The organism is Bradyrhizobium sp. WBOS07 (assembly GCF_024585165.1).
Taxonomy (GTDB): Bacteria; Pseudomonadota; Alphaproteobacteria; order Rhizobiales; family Xanthobacteraceae; genus Bradyrhizobium; species Bradyrhizobium japonicum_B.
Window position 1 is genome coordinate 5,353,264 of the sequence record NZ_CP029008.1, and the last position, 17,022, is coordinate 5,370,285.

Here is a 17,022-nt window from a genome sequence, read left to right on the forward strand (position 1 = left end):
CGTGAGCGCGGGCATGACACGGGACTGGAGCGCGCTGCCGTCGGCCAACTCGCTGTGGGAAGCCACGGCGGCGCCGGCGCGCGATTTTCCCGTGCTGTCGGGCGAGCAGCAGGCCGATGTGGTGATCGTCGGTGCGGGCTACACGGGGCTCTCGGCGGCGCACCACATGGCCAAGAGCGGCCTCGCGCCAATCGTGCTTGAGGCCAACCGCCCCGGCTGGGGCGCAAGCGGCCGCAATGGCGGGGTCATCACCGCAAAGTTCCGCCTGTCGTTTCGCGAGATCGACGCTGCGCATGGCCGCGCCATGGCGAAGCGGATGTACGAGATCGCGCATGAATCGACCGACATGGTCGAGGAGCTGGTGTCGGAGTACGGCATCACCAGGGCGAACCTGACGCGCACCGGCCAGGTCAAGGCCGCGCATAACGAGACGACGCTCCGGGCCGCGATCGACGAAGCCAACTGGATGACGCGCGAGATGGGCTCTGCCGAGGTCCGCATCCTCGACAAGAACGGGGTGCGCGAGGAGACCGGCTCGGACATCTTCGTCGGCGGCGTGCTCAATCCCGGCTCCGGCGGTATCCATCCGCTGAACTACCTGCGCGGCCTCGCCGACGGCGTCGCGCGCCGCGGCGTCTCGGTGTTCCAGGAGTCGCCCGTCGTGAGGCTGCGGCGTGAGAAGGACGGCATCGTCGCCGAGACGCCGCAAGGCGTCGTGCGCGCAAGACAGGCGATCATCGCCACCAACAGCTATTCCGACCTCACCGGCGCCACCGCGCATCTGCAGCGCACGCTGGTCCCGTTCCGCAGCGCCATGGTCGCGACCGCGCAGCTGCCGCGCAATCTTGCGGGAAAGCTGATGCCGTCGGGACGCACCTATACCGAGACCAAGCGCATGATGCGCTGGTTCCGCATGGTCGATCAACGCGTGATTTTCGGCGGCCGCGGCGCCTTCGGCAAGCAGGATTCGCAAGCCGCGTTCGACGCACTTCGCAAGGCGATGGTCGACATCTTCCCCGATCTCGCCGACGTCCCCCTCGACTACCAATGGTCGGGCCTGGTCGCGATGACGCTGGACTCGGTGCCTCATATCGGCTGGCTCGACGATCGCACGCTGGTCTCGCTCGGCTACAACGGCGCCGGCGTTGCGATGTCGAGCCTGATGGGCCGCTATCTCGCCGCTTTCGTGCGCGGCGAAAGCCCCGATGTCGGCCTGCTCGACGTCCGGCGGATGAAGACGATTCCGCTCTACCCGCTGCGCGAACCCGCGGTGCGCATGGTCGCCCGCTGGTACCAGTTTCTCGATGCGATCGGTCGGTGAGATCTCTTTGGAGGAGGCGAGGATGACGATGAAGCAGAGTTTTGGACTGAGCTGCGCGCTGCTGAGCGCAATTGGATTGAGCACGGCCGCCGGTGCGGCCGAGCAGATTACCTTCGTCTCGCAGGGCGGGGCCTATCAGCAGGCGCAGACGGTGGCGATCCTCGATCCCTCCGCCAAGAAGCTCGGCATCACCATCAACCAGGATTCGATTCCCGACGCCTGGCCGGCGATCAAGACGCAGGTCGGCAGCGGCAAGCCGATCTGGGACGTGGTCGACACCCCCACCGGCAACTGCCTGCGCGGCGGCGAGCAGGGGCTGATCGAGAAGCTGGACTTCTCGAAGATTCCGAACGGCGCGGCGATGCCGGAGGCCTATCGCAGTCCGTATTCGGTGTCTTACGAGTTCTATTCCAGCGTGCTGGCCTACAGCCAGAAGACATTTCCGAAGGACACGCCGAACAGCTGGGCCGATTTCTGGGACGTGAAGAAGTTTCCCGGCCGTCGCGCGCTGCGCAACCATCCGTTCGCGACGCTCGAGGCGGCGCTGATGGCCGACGGCGTCGCGCCCGACAAGCTCTATCCGCTCGACGTCGACCGGGCCTTCAAGAAGCTGGAGGAGATCAAGCCGCACATCACGGTGTGGTGGACCTCGGGGGCGCAATCGGCCCAGCTGCTCAACGACGGCGAGGTCGACATGGAGATGGCCTGGAACGGCCGTGTCAGCGCGGTCGCCAAGGAAGGCGCCAAGGTCGCCTTCACCTACAACCAGGGCGTCCTGCAGAGCACCTCGCTCTGCATCCTCAAGGGCGCGCCCAATCTTGCCACCGCGGTGAAATTCCTCAACGAGGCCGTCGATCCCGTGCACCAGGCCAATCTGCCGCTTCATATCGATTACGGCCCGGGCAATCCCAAGGCGTTCGAGGCCGGCGTGATCAAGCCCGATCGCGCCGCGCAATTGCCGAGCGAGCCGGCCAATGCGGCCAAGCAGGCGCTGATGTCCTATGCCTGGTGGTCCTCGCCCGCCGGCGAAGCCGCCGAGAAGCGCTGGGCGTCGTTCATGCAGAAGTGAGGCGAGGCAACGTTGACGACATCAGTCTCAGATCCATCGCAGAAGCATCAGCGCCGCGAGCACGGCCTGATGCTGGCGCTGGTGTCGCCGGCGTTGCTCGTGATCCTGGCTCTGATCGTGCTGCCGGTCGGCTGGCTCGCCTGGCAGTCGATCTACCATGACGGCTTCACGCTGGAGAATTATCGCCGCGTCTTCACCGAGGACATCTACTGGCGCAGCTTTGCGCTGACCTTCGAGATCAGCCTCGCGGTCACGCTGATTGCGCTGCTGCTCGGCTATCCCGTCGCCTATCTCGCTAACGCGCTGCCGAAGGGCTGGAGCATCCTCATTCTGTCGCTGGTCGTGCTGCCGTTCTGGACCAGCGTGCTGGTGCGCGCCTATGCCTGGCTGGTGCTGCTTCAGCGCAGCGGCGTGATCAACCAGTTCCTGCGCCATCTCGAATGGATCTCCGAGCCGCTCGCGCTGGTCCACAACACTTTCGGCACGGTCGTCGCGACGGTGCACATCCTGCTGCCCTTCATGGTGCTGCCGCTCTATGCGACCATGCAAAAGATCCCGAGCGAGCTGATGCAGGCCGGCGCCAGCCTGGGCGCGAGCCCGTCGCTGACCTTCGTCCGCGTCTTCCTGCCGCTGTCGCTGCCGGGCGTGCTCGCGGGCTGCACCATGGTGTTCGTGCTCTGCCTCGGCTTCTACATCACGCCGGAATTGCTGGGCGGCGGCCGCACCGTGATGGTGTCGATGCTGGTGAGCCGCAATGTCGAGCTCTACAACCAGTTCGGTGCCGCCAGCGCTGTTGCGGTGGTGCTGCTCCTCAGCGTGCTCGCGATCTTCGTTCTCGTCAGCCGCTTCATCTCGCTCGATCGCGTGTTGGGGCAGAAATGAACCGTCTCTCGCCCGCACGCATCGTCCTCTACGTGTTCAGCACGCTGGTGCTGGTCTATCTGATCCTCCCCGTCCTGATCATCGTGCCGATCTCGTTCTCCAGCGCGCGCTTTTTGACCTTTCCGCCGCCGTCGTTCTCGCTGCGCTGGTACCAGCAATATTTCGCCAGCTCCGCCTGGATGCAGGCGACGCAGGTGACGCTGACGGTCGCGGCCCTGACCGTCCTGATTGCGACGCCGTTTGGCGTCGCCGCCGCCTACGCCATCAGCCAATCGAAACTGCGCATCATGCGCGTGATCCACATGGCGCTGCTGCTGCCGCTGGTGGTGCCGATCATCATCACCGCGGTCGGAATCTTCTTCGTCTATGCCAAAGTCGGCCTGGTCGCGACCATGCTCGGCCTCGTTCTGGCGAATGTGATGCTGGGATTGCCTTACGTCGTCATCTCGGTGCTGGCAGGTTTGCAGAGCTTCGATCCGGCGCAGGAGATGGTGGCGCGCAGCCTCGGCATGAACCGCCTCCGCAGCTTCTTTGCGGTGACGCTGCCGCAGATCAAGTCCAGCGTGGTTGCAGGCGGCATCTTCGCCTTCATCTCGGCGATGGACGAGACCATCGTCGCGCTGTTCATCTCGGGCGGCCAGTATCAGCCGCTGACCAAGCGCATGTTCACCGCGCTGCGCGACGAGATCGACCCGACCATCGCCGCGATCTCGACGCTGATGACGGCGGCCTCGTTCATGCTGGTGCTGCTGGCGAGCGCGCGCAAGAAGGACGGGTGAGGGGCGGCGTTGCCCTGGCGGCGCGCCGGACGCGGCTGCACGAGGTGTCGCGAGCCCTTGTTCACGATCCGATCGCGAAATCCGCGGCGGTCTCGGCATGAATGGCCGTGGTGTCGAACGTCTCGACCGGCGTGTCATCGGGGCCGACCAGCATCGTGATCTCGGTGCAGCCGAGGATGATGCATTCCGCGCCTGCGGCGACGAGCGCGGCCATCACGTCCTGATAACGACGACGCGAAGCATCGGCGACGATTCCGAGGCACAGCTCGTCGTAGATGATGCGGTTGACGTCGGCGCGCGCCTCGGGGGGAGGAACCAGCACGTCGAGATCGTGCGCGCGCAGCCGGTCGATGTAGAAGTCCTCCTCCATCGTGAACCTGGTGCCGAGCAGCCCGACCCGCCGGTAACCTTTCGCCCGAATCCGCTGCGCCGTGGCATCGCCAAGATGGATGAACGGGATGGTCACGCCGGAGACGATCTCGGGGGCCAGCTTGTGCATCGTGTTGGTGCACAACACGATCGCCCGCGCGCCTGCGCTTTCGAGGCGCCGCGCGACCTCGGCCAGGCTGGCGGCCGCCTCGCTCCAGCGGCCCGCATACTGCATCTGCTTGATCTCTTCGAAATCGTAGGAATACAGCAGCAGCGGGGCGGAATGCAGCTTGCCCATGCGATCGCGGACGCGCTCGTTGATCAGCTTGTAATAGAGCGCCGTGCTCTCCCAGCTCATGCCGCCGATCAGGCCGATGGTCTGCATTCCCGTGTCCTCGACGATGTGTTCGGCCGGATCGTAACCGAAGACGTCGAAGCTCGGTAGCCGTTGCTTGATGGCAGGGCCTGCATGGCCGAAGGTCGTAAACGAGCCGTCGTGCAAACGGCACGGATCGGCATGACGCCTGTGCAGGCGACCAGGGCCTTTCGACCTTGCGCGCGCTCTCGGCCTGTCTTACGCAGTTGCCGAATAATGGCGCATTGCCAGAGCCTTGAGGGAGCCGTCATGACCATCCGCAACACCCGCACCGGCGGGCAGATCCTGATCGATCAGCTCGTCGCGCAAGGCGTCGAGCGCGTCACCTGCGTGCCGGGTGAGAGCTATCTGGCGGCGCTCGATGCGCTGCATGACAGCCCGATCGACGTCGTGATCTGCCGGGCCGAGGGCGGCGCGGCCATGATGGCGGAAGCCTATGGCAAGCTCACGGGTCGGCCCGGAATCTGCTTCGTCACCCGCGGCCCCGGCGCCACCAATGCCAGTCACGGCGTGCACATTGCGATGCAGGATTCGACACCGATGATCCTGTTCGTCGGCCAGGTCGACACCGGCATGCGCGAGCGCGAGGCGTTTCAGGAGCTCGACTACAAGGCGGTATTCGGCTCCATGGCGAAATGGGCGGTCGAGATCGATCGTCCCGACCGCATTCCGGAGCTGGTGGCGCGCGCCTTCCGCGTCGCCATGCAGGGCCGTCCCGGTCCCGTCGTGATCGCGCTGCCGGAGAACATGCTGACCGAGACCGCGGCCGTCGCCGATGCCTTGCGCATCGAGCCGGCGGTGAGCTGGCCCGCGCCGGCCGATCTCGAAAAGCTCGGCGCCATGCTCGCGGGTGCCAAGGCACCGTTGGTGATCCTCGGCGGCTCGCGCTGGACCAATGAAGCGACCAAGAGCATTGCGCGCTTTGCCGAGCGCTTCGACCTGCCGGTCGCGACCTCGTTCCGCCGGGCCTCACTGATCGATGCCGATCATTCGCATTATGCCGGCGATCTCGGCATCGGCCCGAGCCCGGGCCTGAAGGCGCGTGTCGATAACGCCGACGTCGTCCTGCTGATCGGCGGCCGCATGTCGGAAATGCCGTCCTCGTCCTACACGCTATTCGACATTCCATCGCCGAAGCAGAAACTGGTCCATGTGCATCCGGGCTCCGAAGAGCTCGGCCGCGTCTATCAGCCGGCGCTCGCGATCCAGGCAACGCCTGCCGCCTTCGCGGCCGCCGTCGAGACGCTGAAGCCCTCGGGCGCAGTGGCCTGGAAGGGCGAGGCCGCCAAGGCCCATGCCGACTACCTTGCCTGGACCGACAAGGCGCGCGAGCTGCCGGGCACGTTCCAGTACGGCCAGGTCATGACCTGGCTGCGCGACCGGCTGCCGAAGGACGCCATCGTCTGCAACGGCGCCGGCAACTACGCCGGCTGGATCCATCGCCATCACCGCTTCCACAGCTTTGCCGCGCAGCTGGCACCGACCTCGGGCTCGATGGGCTATGGGGTGCCGGCGGGCGTGCTCGCCAAGCGGCAATATCCGGATCGAATCGTCGTCGCCTTTGCCGGTGACGGCTGCTTCCTGATGAACGGCCAGGAGTTCGCGACCGCCGTGCAATATGACGCAGCCCTGATCGTCGTCGTCGTCGACAATTCGCAATACGGCACCATCCGCATGCATCAGGAGCGCGATTATCCCGGCCGCGTCGTCGGCACCCAGCTCAAGAACCCTGACTTCGCGATGTATGCGAAGGCGTTCGGCGGCCATGGCGAACGGGTCGAGCGCACCGAGGAATTCGCGCCGGCGTTCGAGCGTGCGCTCGCCTCCGGCAAGCCGTCGATCCTCCACTGCATCATCGATCCCCGCGCGATCTCGGTCGGCAAGGATTTCACGCCCGCGGTAAAGGCTTAAAGCGATGGCGGCCGGCCGCCACGTCGCGATCATCGGAGCCGGCGCGGTCGGGGTCGTCAGCGCCATCGAGGCGCTGCGCGAGGGGCACCGCGTCACGCTGATCGATCCGGGCGAGCCCGGCGGCGAACAGGCCGCGAGCTATGGCAATGCCGGCTGGCTGTCGTCGCATTCGGTGATTCCGCCGGCGGAGCCTGGCATCTGGAGGAAGGTGCCGGGCTATCTGATGGACCCGCTCGGGCCGCTCGCGATCCGCTGGTCCTATTTGCCGAAGGCGCTGCCCTGGCTGGTCAAATACCTGCTCTCGGGCTGGACCGCGGCGCGGGTCGAGACGACGGCGTTCGCGCTGCGCGATCTCTTGAAGGACGCACCGCTGCTGCACCGGAAACTGGCCGAAGAGGCAGGCGTCCCCGAGCTGATCGAGCGCAACGGCGTGATGCACGTGTTCCCGTCGCGCGGCAATTTCGACAACGATCTCGGCTGGCGCCTGCGCAAGAAAGTCGGCGTCGAATGGCTTGAGCTTTCCGCCGACGAGATGCGCCAGCGCGAGCCGGATTTGCATCCGCGCTACACTTTCGGCGTGGTGGTGGAAGAGGCCGGCCGCTGCCGCGATCCCGGCGCCTATGTCGCCGCGCTCGCCAATCATGCGATCGCCATTGGCGCGAAGCACGCGCGGGCCAAGGCGACCGGCCTGAAGTTGAATGGCGGCAGGCTGGTGGCTGTCGTCACAGAGACCGGCGAGATCGCTTGCGATGCTGCCGTCGTCGCCGCCGGGGCCCGCTCGAAGCAGCTGACGGCATCGATCGGCGATCCACTGCCGCTGGAAACGGAGCGCGGCTATCATGTGATGATCGAGAATCCGGAAGTGGGTCCGCGCAGCTCGATGATGGCGTCCGACGCCAAGATGGTGGTGAACTGGACCAACAAGGGCTTGCGCGCCGCCGGAACGGTGGAGATCGCCGGCCTCGAGGCCGCGCCGAACTGGAAGCGCGCCGAGATCTTGCGCGATCATCTTCTCGGCATGTTCCCGAAACTGCCGAGGGATATACCGGCCTCGCGCATCAAGACCTGGTTCGGCCATCGCCCGAGCATGCCGGATGGGCGACCCTGCATCGGCTACGCGCGCGCCTCGCGTGATATCGTCTACGCTTTCGGTCATGGCCATGTCGGCCTGGTCGGCTCGGCCCGGACCGGCCGCCTCGTCGCGCAGCTCCTCAGCGGCAAGCAACCGGAAATTCCGCTTCGTCCCTTCGCGCCCGAACGTTTCCTCTGAGGTCGCAGCATGACCAACACGGCCCATTCGTCCTCCCGCATCGCCCGTGGCGGCAAGGCCATCTACGGCGCGCCGCTCGGCATTTTAATGCTGGAAGCGCGCTTTCCTCGCATTCCCGGCGACATGGGCAACGGCACCACCTGGCCGTTCCCCGTGCTTTATCGCGTGGTGAGCGGGGCTTCGCCCGAGAAGGTGGTGCTGAAGGGTGCGGCCGGCCTGCTGCCCGACTTCATCGATGCGGCGAAGGACCTGGTGCGGTTAGGGGCCGAAGCCATCACCACCAATTGCGGCTTCCTCTCGCTGTTCCAGAAGGAGATCGCGGCCGCGGTTGGCGTTCCCGTCGCAACCTCCTCGCTGATGCAGGTGCCGTGGGTGCAGGCGACCCTGCCGCCGGGCAAGCGCGTCGGTCTCGTCACCGTGTCGGGCTCGACGCTGACGCCGGCCCATCTCGAAGGCGCCGGCGTGCCGCTCGACACGCCGCTGGTCGGCACCGAGAACGGCAAGGAATTCTTTCGCGTCCTGATCAAGGCCGAGAAGGACGACATGGACATCGCGCAGGCCGAGCGTGACGTGGTCGAGGCCGGCAAGCAGCTCGTCGCCGAGAATCCCGATGTCGGCGCCATCGTGCTCGAATGCACCAACATGCCGCCTTACGCCGCAGCGCTTCAGGCCGAGGTGGGATTGCCGGTCTACGACATCTATTCCATGATCACCTGGTTTCACGCCGGACTGCGCCCGCGCGTCTTTGCGTGACCGCGTCCCGCGAGATCGTCACAAGTCCTGGAGCAGCCCATGAAACTATCCGGCAAGGTCGCCGCCATCACCGGCGCGGCGCGCGGCATCGGCAAGGCCTGCGCGAAGAGATTTCTGGACGACGGCGTCAAGGTCGTGATCTCCGACGTCGATGCCGAAGGCCTCGCCGCGACGGCCGCGGAGCTGGGCCGGCCGGACGCCCTGCGCACCGTGGTCGGCAACGTCGCCAAGCGCACCGATGTGGACCGGCTCGTTGCCACCGCCGTGAAGGAGTTCGGACGGCTCGACATCATGGTCAACAATGCCGGCGTCGCCCGCAATCGGGACATCCTCGACATCACCGAAGAGGAATTCGACGAGATCATTGGCATCAACTTGAAGGGCGCGTTCTTCGGCGTACAGGCCGCGGCGAGGCAAATGATCGCGCAGGGCGGTGGCGGCGTCATCATCAACATGTCCTCGGTGAATGCACTGCTGGCGATCCCGGCGCTGGCGACCTATGCGATGTCCAAGGGCGGCATGAAGCAGCTGACGTCGGTTGCCGCCGTTGCACTCGCCCCGCACAACATCCGCGTCGTCGCGGTCGGACCGGGCACGATTTTGACCGACATGGTGAAGTCGTCGATCTACACGTCAGATGACGCCCGCAAGACCGTGATGTCGCGCACGCCAGCCGGCCGCGGCGGCGAGCCGAGCGAGGTGGCGTCGGTGGTGGCGTTCCTGGCAAGCGACGATGCCTCCTACATCACCGGACAGACGATCTATCCGGATGGCGGAAGACTGGTCCTGAACTACACGGTGCCGGTGAAGGAGAAGTAGGGGAACGAGTCGCCCCACACTCGCTGTCATCGCCCGCGAAGGCGGGCGATCCAGTACTCCGAGACAGCAGTGATAGAACCGATGGGCCGCGGCGTACTGGATGCCCGCCCCTGTGCGCAATTACGCACTAGGCGGGGCATGACACCCGTTGCGAGGCGGCCAGTCGGCCCTTCACTCGGCCGCCACCGTCATCCCGTGCCCCAGCCGCTTTGAGATGCCGCCGGCGCAATCGCGCAGCGCATGCGCGATCGGGCTGTCCCAGCGCGCATCGAACGTGCCTTCGGGGCCCATCGCGGTGATGACCAGGGCGACGTGACCGGAATGGTCGAACACCGGGGCCGAGAAGGCATTGACGCCGGGCAGGGGATCGCCGAGGGCGCGGGCGAAGCCGTGCTTGCGGACCTCCGCGAGCATCTCGGTGAGCTTGGCGCCCTTCACGGCGCGCTTGGGATTGTAGCCGACGCCGTGGCGGTCGAGCCCGCTCTCGAGGGCGGCGGTGATCGTCTGCTCCGGCAGGAACGCCGCGAAGGCTCGGCCGGTCGCGGTCTCCAGCAGCGCCATTACCGAGCCGACCCGCATCACGATGTGCACGGGCTGAGCCGGCTCCTCGAGTTGGACCACGGTCGGGCCGTGCGTGCCCCAGACGGCGAGAGAGACGGCATGTCCGATCTGGCTGGCGAGCGCGGCGATTCTCGGCCTTGCGATGCGGACGCCGGAGAGCCGACGCAGGCTGATCAGGCCGAGCTCCAGCGCCAGCGCGCCGATCTCGTAGCGACCGGTGCTCTCGTCCTGCTCGATCAGGCCAATGCGCGAGAAGCTGGCGAGATAGGGGTGCGCCTTGGCCGGCGCCATGCCGGCCTCGCGCGCGAGATCGCGCAGCATCATCGGCTCGCCGCACCTTGCGAGCGCGCGGAGCAGCTCTCCGCCGACCTCGATGGACTGGATGCCGCGGCTTTCTCTCTTCATGCGCCTCCGGTGCGCCTGGCTTAGGCCGCCTCGCGCTTGGCGGCGCTGTCGGCGAGATGACGGCCGGCAATGTAGCCGAAGGTCAGCGCCGGCCCAAGCGTGATGCCGGCCCCGGGATAATTGCCGCCCATGATGCTCGCCATGTCGTTCCCGGCAGCGTAGAGCCCTGGGATGACCCGGCCTTCGGCGTCGAGCGCGCGCGCGTTCTCGTCGGTGACGATGCCCGCATAGGTGCCGAGATCGCCGATCACCATCTTGATGGCATAGAACGGCCCGTTCTCGATCGGTGCGACGCAGGGATTCGGGCCGTGCAGCGCATCGCCCTGGTAGCGGTTGTAGGCTTTCGAGCCCTTGCCGAAGGCGGCATCGTGGCCGAGCGGGGCGGTGGCGTTGAACTGCCTGACGGTCTCGACGAACGATGTGGCGTCGATGCCGGCCTTGGCCGCCAGCGCCTCCAGCGTGTCGCCGCGCATCAGGTAGCCGGTCTTGAGGTGATGACCCAGCGGCATCGGGAAGGGCGGCACGCAGCCGAGGCCGTATTTGCGCAGCGTCTTGTGATCGCAGACGAGGAAGGCGGCGATCTCCTCGCCGGGCTTGGCGGCCTTGACCATGGCCTGGACGAAGTCGTGATAGGAATTGCCCTCGTTGGCAAAACGCCTGCCGTCGCCCATCACCGCGATCACGCCGGGCTTGGCGCGGTCGATGAAATGCGGCATCACGCCCTTCGAGCCGTCCTTGCGCGTCGTCAGCGATACCGGCACCCACGCTGCTGCGTTCGGCAGGCGGTCCTCGACATGCCCGCCTGCGCGCTCCGCAAGACGTAAGCCGTCGCCGGTGTTGCCGGTGGGCCCCGGCGAAAAATGCTCATTGCCCGTCGGTGCGTGCGGAAACATCTTTCTGCGCCGCTCCACATCGTGCGGGAAGCCGCCGCAGGCGAGCACGACGCCCTGGCGGGCGCGGACGCGGACCTCGCGTCCCTCGCGCGACACGATGGCGCCGGTGACAGTGCCGTTCTCGACCGTCAGCTCGCGCACCGGCGAGGACAGCCACATCGGGATCTTCAGGTCGAGCGCGGATTTGGCGAGGCGCCCGGCGAGCGCATTGCCGTTGGTCAAGGTCATGCCGCGGCCGTAGCGCAGCACGTCCATCAGATGCCGCGACAGTCGCTTGGCGACATAGAGCGCCGAGGTCAGCGACTTCGTTACCCGCATGAAGTGGATGATCTCCTTGCCGCTTCCCAGCATCATGCCGAACACCGTGAGCTCGGGCAGCGGCATGCCCAGCGACTTGATGAGGTCGCCGAGCTCGCGGCCGTCGAACGGACGCGTCACCATGGAGCGCCCGCCCTGCGCGCCGCCCGGCGCCTCGGCGTGATAGTCCGGAAACACCAGCGGCATGTCGAAGCGCAGCGCGGTCTTGGTGGTGAAAAAATCGACCGCCTCGGGGCCGGCCGCCAGAAACGCATCGACGCGTGCCGCATCGAAGTTGTTGCCGGCCTCGTGCCGCAGATAGGTGCGGGCCTGCTCCGGCGTCTCCTCGATGCCGTACGCTTTCGCCAGCGACGTCCCGGGAATCCAGAGCCAGCCGCCGGAGCGGGCGGTGGTGCCGCCGAAGCGCGGCTCCTTCTCGACGATCAACACGTCGAGGCCGCGGGACCGGGCGGTGATCGCGGCCGACATGCCGGAGCAGCCCGATCCGGCCACAAGCACATCGCATTCGTAGGTTTCGCTTGCGTCAGGCTCGTTGCCGGTCATCTGGACCTCACTTCTTCAGCAGCGGACATTTGGACTCCGAGACCGGGCGGAAGGCGTCTTCGCCCTTCACGGTCTTGACGATGTCCAGATAGTCCCACGGCTCCTTCGATTGCTCGGGCGTCTTCACCTTGGCGAGATACATGTCCCGGATGACCCGGCCGTCCTCGCGCAACTTGCCGCCATGGACGAAGATATCCTCGATCGGCAGCTCGCGCATCTTCGCCATCACCTTGGCGGACTCGTCGGTGCCGGCGGCCTTGATGGCCTTCAGATAATGCAGAACCGCGCCATAGACGCCGGTCTGGATCATGGTCGGCATCACCTTGGTGCGATCGTAGAACTTCTTCGACCAGGCGCGCGTGGCCTCGTCCATGGCCCAGTAGGAGGCCGTGGTCATATAGGTGCCCTGCGCGGCCTTCAACCCGATCGCGTGCACGTCGGTGTCGAACATCAAAAGGCCGACCAGCTTCTGGCCGCCCTGAACGAGGCCGAACTCGCCGGACTGCTTGATGGCGTTGTCGGTGTCCTGGCCGGCATTGGCGAAGGCGACGACGTCGGACTTGGAGCTCTGCGCCTGGAGCGCGAAGGAGGAGAAGTCTGCGGTGTTGGTCGGATGCTTGACGCCACCGAGCACCTTGCCGCCCATCTCGTTGATGAACCGCGTGGCGTCCTTCTCGAGCTGCTGGCCGAAGGCATAATCGGCCGTGATGAAGTACCAGGACTTGCCGCCTTCCTTGATCACGGCAGAGGCCGTCACCTTGGACAGCGCATAGGTGTCGTAGGTGAAGTGCACGGTGTTGGGGCTGCACAGCTCGTCGGTGAGCGAGCTTGCGCCGGGACCTGAGAGCAGGGCGACCTTGCCCCGCTCGCGAACCATGTTGTGCACGGCGATCGCGATGCCGGAATTGGGGATGTCGACGACAGCATCGACCTTGCCGTTGTCGAACCAGCCGCGCGCGATCTGCACGCCGACGTCGGTCTTCATCTGGTGGTCGGCGCTGATGATCTCGATCGGCTTGCCAAGCACGGTCGACCCGAATTCCTCCACGGCCATCTTTGCGGCCTCGACCGAACCCGGCCCTGAATTGTCGCGGCCCCAGCTCGACAGATCCGTCAGCACGCCGATCCGCACCACGTCATCGGAGACTTGCGCGGTCGCCGCTGTGGTCATGGCAGCCGAAATCATGGCCGCGAGCATGGCGCAGGCGAGATACCCTCTCATGGTTGTTTCCTCTCTTTTATTGGCCGCATGGCGGCTGATCGTTCTGGAGGTAAATTAGATATGAGCGAATTGGTTTGTCAATAACGAATAATCTTGGAAGGAATGCGGGGGGGGGGCGACGCGTCCCGGGTCGAATTTTTTTCTGATCGGCCCCTTGAAACGGATGTCCGATTTTCTAAGTCGTTTTTCGCCGCGAGAGCGGTGTGCCGGATGCCGGATCGGGTCCGGTGCGGGCGCCGGGCCGGTCTTCGGACCTCGTTCGAAAACCCCGTCCTGCGCTCCTTCGTATCCATCTTGCTCTCAGGAGGACTTGGTTATGAGGACCAGTTTCGACTTCGCGCCCCTGTGGCGCTCCACCATCGGCTTCGATCACCTGGCCGACCTCGTCGACAGCACGCTGCGCCAGGCGACCGAGGACAATTATCCCCCCTACAACATCGAACGCTCCGGTGAGGACCATTACCGGATCAGCCTTGCGGTGGCGGGCTTCGGCGCCAGCGACATTACGGTGACGGCCGAACAGAACGCGCTCACGATCGAGGGCAGGAAGCCCGAGACCGCTGCGCGGGAATATCTGTACCAGGGCATCGCCGCGCGGCCGTTCCGGCGCGTGTTCAATCTCGCCGACTACGTCCAGGTGAAGAAGGCCTCGTTCCAGGACGGGCTGTTGATCATCGACCTCGTCCGCGAGGTTCCGGAAGCGATGAAGCCGCGCCGGATTCCGATCTCGGGCGCCGCGCCTGCGGCCTCGCAGATCGAGCAGAAGAAAGCGGCTTAGGCTCTCGAGCAAGCGAGACGGCGGAGCGCGGCGCGCGATGCGTGGGCCGCGCTTCCCCGATGCATGGAGGAGAGAACCATGGGTTTTCGTGATCTCATTCCCTGGTCAGGCAAACAGGAGCTTGCGCCCGGGCGCGACAATTTCGATCCCTTCCTGACGCTTCATCGCGAGATGAACCGTCTGTTCGACGACGTCTTCCGCGGCTTCGGCGGGACCAGTCTGTCGCCGCTGATGGAGGGCCGCTTCGGCTGGCCGAAGGTCGAGCTCAGCGAGACCGACAAGACGCTGACGGTCTCGGCCGAGCTTCCCGGCCTCACCGAGAAGGACGTCCAGGTCGAGATCGCCAATGGCGTGCTGACGCTGCGCGGCGAGAAGAAGGCGGAGCGCAACGGCGAAGGCAAGTACTTCACCGAGCGCTATTACGGCAGCTTCGAACGTCAGATCCCGCTCGACGGCGTCGAGGAGGACAAGGCCGAGGCGTCGTTCAAGAACGGCGTCCTGACCGTGTCGCTGCCAAAATCAGAGAAGGCGCGCGAAGGCGTCAAGCGCATCGCGATCAACACGCGTTAAGTGAAGGCGGGGCGGCGGCAATCGCCGCCGCTCCATCATCGTCAACAAGCCCGTCCCTTGGAAAGGAGCATGAGGGGAGGTCCAGAAATGACCAACGTCAATACCAATACCGGCACTCTCAATCCGCTGTTTCACCCCGCGGCCCATTACGATTCGCCTGCCGACGTTCTCAATGCGACGGAGCTTTCTCCGCCGGAGAAACGCATCATCCTGTCGTCCTGGGCGTCCGACATGTACGCGGTCGAATCCTGTCCCGCCTTGCGCGAGATTCCCGGGATGAGCCATACGGTCCGGCTCGCCGACATCCTGGCCGCCCTGCGCAAGCTCGACGGCGACAACGACAATGACGATCCGCCGCGCGGCGGCGGCGTGCCGATGCGGCTGCGGCGGCCCTGGGCCGCCGCAGAGGGGGCAAGCCGATGATGCTCACGCAGACCGTTCTGGGCCTCGTGTTGCTCGGTCAGGCCTCGGCGGCCTTCGCCGCTCCGTTGCTGGCCATGCAAGGCTGGATCGCCGCCTCACGCGAGGCGTGAAGCCACTCCACTCTCCGATCTCCATACAAGGCGGCAGGAAAGAACATGAACGCTGTGCGTCCGCTCTTGCTGGCGATGCTGGTGCTGACGCTGACGGCGTCACAGCCTGCCGCCGGCCAGATCCCCGACATGAAAACCGGCGGCCCGGTGCCAACCCTGGCGCCGCTGGTGCGCCGGGTGACACCCGCCGTGGTCAATATTTCCGTGCACGGCCGGGTCCGCGAGGACAACCCGCTCTATCGCGACCCGCTGTTCCGCGAGTTCTTCGACGTTCCCCGGCAGGTCGAAAAGGAGGTCAACGCGACCGGCTCCGGCGTGATCGTCGATGCCGAGCGCGGCTACGTGCTGACCAACAATCACGTGGTCGAGGGCACCTCCGCCGTCCAGATCACGACCAAGGACGGCCGCCAGTTTGCCGCCAAGGTGATCGGGCGCGATCCGCCGACCGACGTTGCCGTGCTCCAGATCCAGAGCCCCGCGGGCCTCAAGGCGCTTCCCTTCGGCGACAGCGACGGGCTCGACGTCGGCGATTTCGTGCTGGCGATCGGCAATCCTTTCGGCCTCGGCCAGACCGTGACATCCGGCCTCGTCAGCGCGCTGGGCCGCACCGGTCTCGGCAAGCAGGGCTATGAGGATTTCATCCAGACCGATGCTGCGATCAACCCAGGCAATTCCGGCGGGGCGCTGGTGAGCCTGCGCGGCGAGCTGGTCGGCATCAACTCGGCGATCATCTCGCCCGCCGGCGGCAATGTCGGCATCGGCTTCGCCATTCCGGTCAACATGGCGCGCAAGGTGATGGAGCAGATCATCGTCAGCGGCCGCGTCGAGCGCGGCCGCATCGGCGTCTCGCTGAAGGATATTCATCCGTCGATGAACAAGGGACTGAATCAAGGCGCCGTCGTCGCCGAGATCGCTGCGGACTCGCCCGCGGAAAGGGCCGGCCTGCGCAAGGGCGATATCGTCACCGCAGCCGACGAGCGCCCGATCCGCACCGCCGCCCAGCTCCGCAACACGATCGGCCTCGCACGAGTCGGGGAGGAGGTGAGGCTCACTCTGCTGCGCAACGGTGCGCCGCTGACCGCCACGGTGCGCGTGGCGCCGGCGAACCAATCAAGCAGTGCGCTTGCAGGCCCCAATCGCCTCGTTCGCTAATGCATGATGGGCTGAGGCTGATGCCGCGATGATGGAGGTGCACTCCCTCGCCCGCTTGCGGGAGAGGGCTGGGGAGAGGGTCTCTCCTCAATGGGACATCCCCAAGCGGAGAAAGCCCTCTTCCGGCGCGTGGGACGATGCTTGCCATCGCCCAGACGCGCCGACCTCTCCCGCAAGCGGCAGGGGTGAACGCCGCCGCGGCCGCTGCCGATTCAGCGCGCCACACCCATCGTCTCGGCCGGCACTCCTGCGGCTCGGAAGCCGACAGGGAATGTCGCCGTGGTCAGCGCATCGAGCGCCGACCTCTCTTCTGCCAGGCGTCTCTCGATGAAATCGCGCTCCAGCTGCGACAGCCTCGTCTTCAGCAGCCGCCGATAGCGGTGAATATTATTGCGGTGCGCACGTATGCGGGCCAGATTCTCATCGAGCATCGTCGTCTCTCCAGACGGTCGCCTTGGATCCTTTGATTTTTCGAGGGTGAGAAAGTGCTTTCTCGCC

Annotated in this window: 17 protein-coding genes; 12 read left to right on the plus strand and 5 right to left on the minus strand. The window is 65.9% G+C overall.

Translation table 11 applies throughout. The features are described from left to right. Positions 1-13: 13 nt before the first annotated feature. From DCM79_RS25525 to DCM79_RS25540, 4 genes are all read left to right on the plus strand, one after another. Complete coding sequence (locus DCM79_RS25525; RefSeq protein ID WP_257176880.1) at positions 14-1,321, plus strand: FAD-binding oxidoreductase; 1,308 nt, start codon at positions 14-16, stop codon at positions 1,319-1,321. Between the two features lie 22 nt (positions 1,322-1,343). After that, the gene (locus DCM79_RS25530; RefSeq protein ID WP_257176881.1) at positions 1,344-2,390 is read left to right on the plus strand and encodes an ABC transporter substrate-binding protein; all 1,047 of its coding nucleotides are present in this window, start codon (positions 1,344-1,346) and stop codon (positions 2,388-2,390) included. Between the two features lie 69 nt (positions 2,391-2,459). Beyond that, complete coding sequence (locus DCM79_RS25535; protein WP_257180845.1) at positions 2,460-3,272, plus strand: ABC transporter permease; 813 nt, start codon at positions 2,460-2,462, stop codon at positions 3,270-3,272. After that, positions 3,269-4,051 carry an ABC transporter permease gene (locus DCM79_RS25540; protein ID WP_257176882.1) on the plus strand — a complete coding sequence of 261 codons (783 nt, stop codon included), beginning with the start codon at positions 3,269-3,271 and terminating at the stop codon, positions 4,049-4,051. The genes DCM79_RS25535 and DCM79_RS25540 overlap by 4 nt, the downstream gene beginning before the upstream one ends. A 61-nt stretch (positions 4,052-4,112) precedes the next feature. On the opposite strand, the gene DCM79_RS25545 is transcribed toward DCM79_RS25540, so the two are convergent. After that, entirely contained in the window at positions 4,113-4,805 is a 693-nt protein-coding gene (locus DCM79_RS25545; protein ID WP_257180846.1) for an aspartate/glutamate racemase family protein, read from the minus strand. Between the two features lie 240 nt (positions 4,806-5,045). Between DCM79_RS25545 and DCM79_RS25550 the strand changes: the two genes are divergently transcribed. From DCM79_RS25550 to DCM79_RS25565, 4 genes are read left to right on the plus strand one after another with little or no spacing between them, the layout of a single operon-like run. After that, on the plus strand, positions 5,046-6,707 hold the full coding sequence (locus DCM79_RS25550; protein WP_257176883.1) for a thiamine pyrophosphate-binding protein: 1,662 nt from the start codon (positions 5,046-5,048) through the stop codon (positions 6,705-6,707). A 4-nt stretch (positions 6,708-6,711) separates the two neighbouring features. Continuing rightward, positions 6,712-7,977 carry an FAD-binding oxidoreductase gene (locus DCM79_RS25555; protein ID WP_257176884.1) on the plus strand — a complete coding sequence of 422 codons (1,266 nt, stop codon included), beginning with the start codon at positions 6,712-6,714 and terminating at the stop codon, positions 7,975-7,977. A gap of 9 nt (positions 7,978-7,986) precedes the next feature. Beyond that, the gene (locus DCM79_RS25560; protein WP_257176885.1) at positions 7,987-8,730 is read left to right on the plus strand and encodes an aspartate/glutamate racemase family protein; all 744 of its coding nucleotides are present in this window, start codon (positions 7,987-7,989) and stop codon (positions 8,728-8,730) included. 39 nt (positions 8,731-8,769) lie between these two features. After that, positions 8,770-9,549 (plus strand): SDR family NAD(P)-dependent oxidoreductase, encoded by a 780-nt coding sequence (locus DCM79_RS25565; protein ID WP_257176886.1) that lies wholly within the window; start codon positions 8,770-8,772, stop codon positions 9,547-9,549. Positions 9,550-9,720: 171 nt separating this feature from the next. Here the strand turns inward: DCM79_RS25565 and DCM79_RS25570 are convergent, their stop codons facing one another. Genes DCM79_RS25570 through DCM79_RS25580 form a run of 3 tightly spaced genes read right to left on the minus strand, consistent with a single transcriptional unit; the run spans position 9,721 to position 13,491 of the window. Then, the gene (locus DCM79_RS25570) at positions 9,721-10,515 is read right to left on the minus strand and encodes an IclR family transcriptional regulator (RefSeq protein WP_257176887.1); all 795 of its coding nucleotides are present in this window, start codon (positions 10,513-10,515) and stop codon (positions 9,721-9,723) included. 20 nt (positions 10,516-10,535) lie between these two features. After that, positions 10,536-12,269, minus strand: coding sequence for an FAD-dependent oxidoreductase (locus DCM79_RS25575; RefSeq protein WP_257176888.1), 1,734 nt, complete (start codon positions 12,267-12,269; stop codon positions 10,536-10,538). A gap of 7 nt (positions 12,270-12,276) precedes the next feature. Beyond that, positions 12,277-13,491 carry an ABC transporter substrate-binding protein gene (locus DCM79_RS25580; protein WP_257176889.1) on the minus strand — a complete coding sequence of 405 codons (1,215 nt, stop codon included), beginning with the start codon at positions 13,489-13,491 and terminating at the stop codon, positions 12,277-12,279. Positions 13,492-13,807: 316 nt separating this feature from the next. On the opposite strand from DCM79_RS25580, the gene DCM79_RS25585 reads away from it, so the two are divergent. The 4 genes from DCM79_RS25585 (at position 13,808) to DCM79_RS25600 (ending at position 16,524) form a co-directional block, all read left to right on the plus strand. Continuing rightward, complete coding sequence (locus DCM79_RS25585) at positions 13,808-14,269, plus strand: Hsp20 family protein (protein ID WP_257176890.1); 462 nt, start codon at positions 13,808-13,810, stop codon at positions 14,267-14,269. Between the two features lie 78 nt (positions 14,270-14,347). Continuing rightward, entirely contained in the window at positions 14,348-14,839 is a 492-nt protein-coding gene (locus DCM79_RS25590) for an Hsp20/alpha crystallin family protein (protein WP_257176891.1), read from the plus strand. 87 nt (positions 14,840-14,926) lie between these two features. After that, positions 14,927-15,262, plus strand: coding sequence for a hypothetical protein (locus DCM79_RS25595; RefSeq protein WP_257176892.1), 336 nt, complete (start codon positions 14,927-14,929; stop codon positions 15,260-15,262). Between the two features lie 155 nt (positions 15,263-15,417). Further along, positions 15,418-16,524, plus strand: a complete 1,107-nt coding sequence (locus tag DCM79_RS25600; RefSeq protein WP_257176893.1) for a trypsin-like peptidase domain-containing protein — start codon at positions 15,418-15,420, stop codon at positions 16,522-16,524. Positions 16,525-16,736: 212 nt separating this feature from the next. Here DCM79_RS25600 and DCM79_RS25605 read toward each other — a convergent pair whose 3' ends face one another. Next, positions 16,737-16,955, minus strand: a complete 219-nt coding sequence (locus DCM79_RS25605; protein WP_257176894.1) for a hypothetical protein — start codon at positions 16,953-16,955, stop codon at positions 16,737-16,739. Positions 16,956-17,022: the final 67 nt, after the last annotated feature.

Excerpts from the sequence above, each read along its gene's own strand:
- DCM79_RS25540 (WP_257176882.1), top strand. The coding sequence starts at position 3,269 with ATGAACCGTCTCTCGCCCGCACGCATCGTCCTCTACGTGTTCAGCACG.
- DCM79_RS25545 (WP_257180846.1), bottom strand. The coding sequence starts at position 4,805 with ATGCAGACCATCGGCCTGATCGGCGGCATGAGCTGGGAGAGCACGGCG.
- DCM79_RS25590 (WP_257176891.1), top strand. The coding sequence starts at position 14,348 with ATGGGTTTTCGTGATCTCATTCCCTGGTCAGGCAAACAGGAGCTTGCG.
- DCM79_RS25600 (WP_257176893.1), top strand. The coding sequence starts at position 15,418 with ATGAACGCTGTGCGTCCGCTCTTGCTGGCGATGCTGGTGCTGACGCTG.
- DCM79_RS25595 (WP_257176892.1), top strand. The coding sequence starts at position 14,927 with ATGACCAACGTCAATACCAATACCGGCACTCTCAATCCGCTGTTTCAC.
- DCM79_RS25530 (WP_257176881.1), top strand. The coding sequence starts at position 1,344 with ATGACGATGAAGCAGAGTTTTGGACTGAGCTGCGCGCTGCTGAGCGCA.
- DCM79_RS25565 (WP_257176886.1), top strand. The coding sequence starts at position 8,770 with ATGAAACTATCCGGCAAGGTCGCCGCCATCACCGGCGCGGCGCGCGGC.
- DCM79_RS25570 (WP_257176887.1), bottom strand. The coding sequence starts at position 10,515 with ATGAAGAGAGAAAGCCGCGGCATCCAGTCCATCGAGGTCGGCGGAGAG.
- DCM79_RS25560 (WP_257176885.1), top strand. The coding sequence starts at position 7,987 with ATGACCAACACGGCCCATTCGTCCTCCCGCATCGCCCGTGGCGGCAAG.
- DCM79_RS25605 (WP_257176894.1), bottom strand. The coding sequence starts at position 16,955 with ATGCTCGATGAGAATCTGGCCCGCATACGTGCGCACCGCAATAATATT.
- DCM79_RS25535 (WP_257180845.1), top strand. The coding sequence starts at position 2,460 with ATGCTGGCGCTGGTGTCGCCGGCGTTGCTCGTGATCCTGGCTCTGATC.
- DCM79_RS25580 (WP_257176889.1), bottom strand. The coding sequence starts at position 13,491 with ATGAGAGGGTATCTCGCCTGCGCCATGCTCGCGGCCATGATTTCGGCT.
- DCM79_RS25555 (WP_257176884.1), top strand. The coding sequence starts at position 6,712 with ATGGCGGCCGGCCGCCACGTCGCGATCATCGGAGCCGGCGCGGTCGGG.
- DCM79_RS25575 (WP_257176888.1), bottom strand. The coding sequence starts at position 12,269 with ATGACCGGCAACGAGCCTGACGCAAGCGAAACCTACGAATGCGATGTG.
- DCM79_RS25525 (WP_257176880.1), top strand. The coding sequence starts at position 14 with ATGACACGGGACTGGAGCGCGCTGCCGTCGGCCAACTCGCTGTGGGAA.
- DCM79_RS25550 (WP_257176883.1), top strand. The coding sequence starts at position 5,046 with ATGACCATCCGCAACACCCGCACCGGCGGGCAGATCCTGATCGATCAG.
- DCM79_RS25585 (WP_257176890.1), top strand. The coding sequence starts at position 13,808 with ATGAGGACCAGTTTCGACTTCGCGCCCCTGTGGCGCTCCACCATCGGC.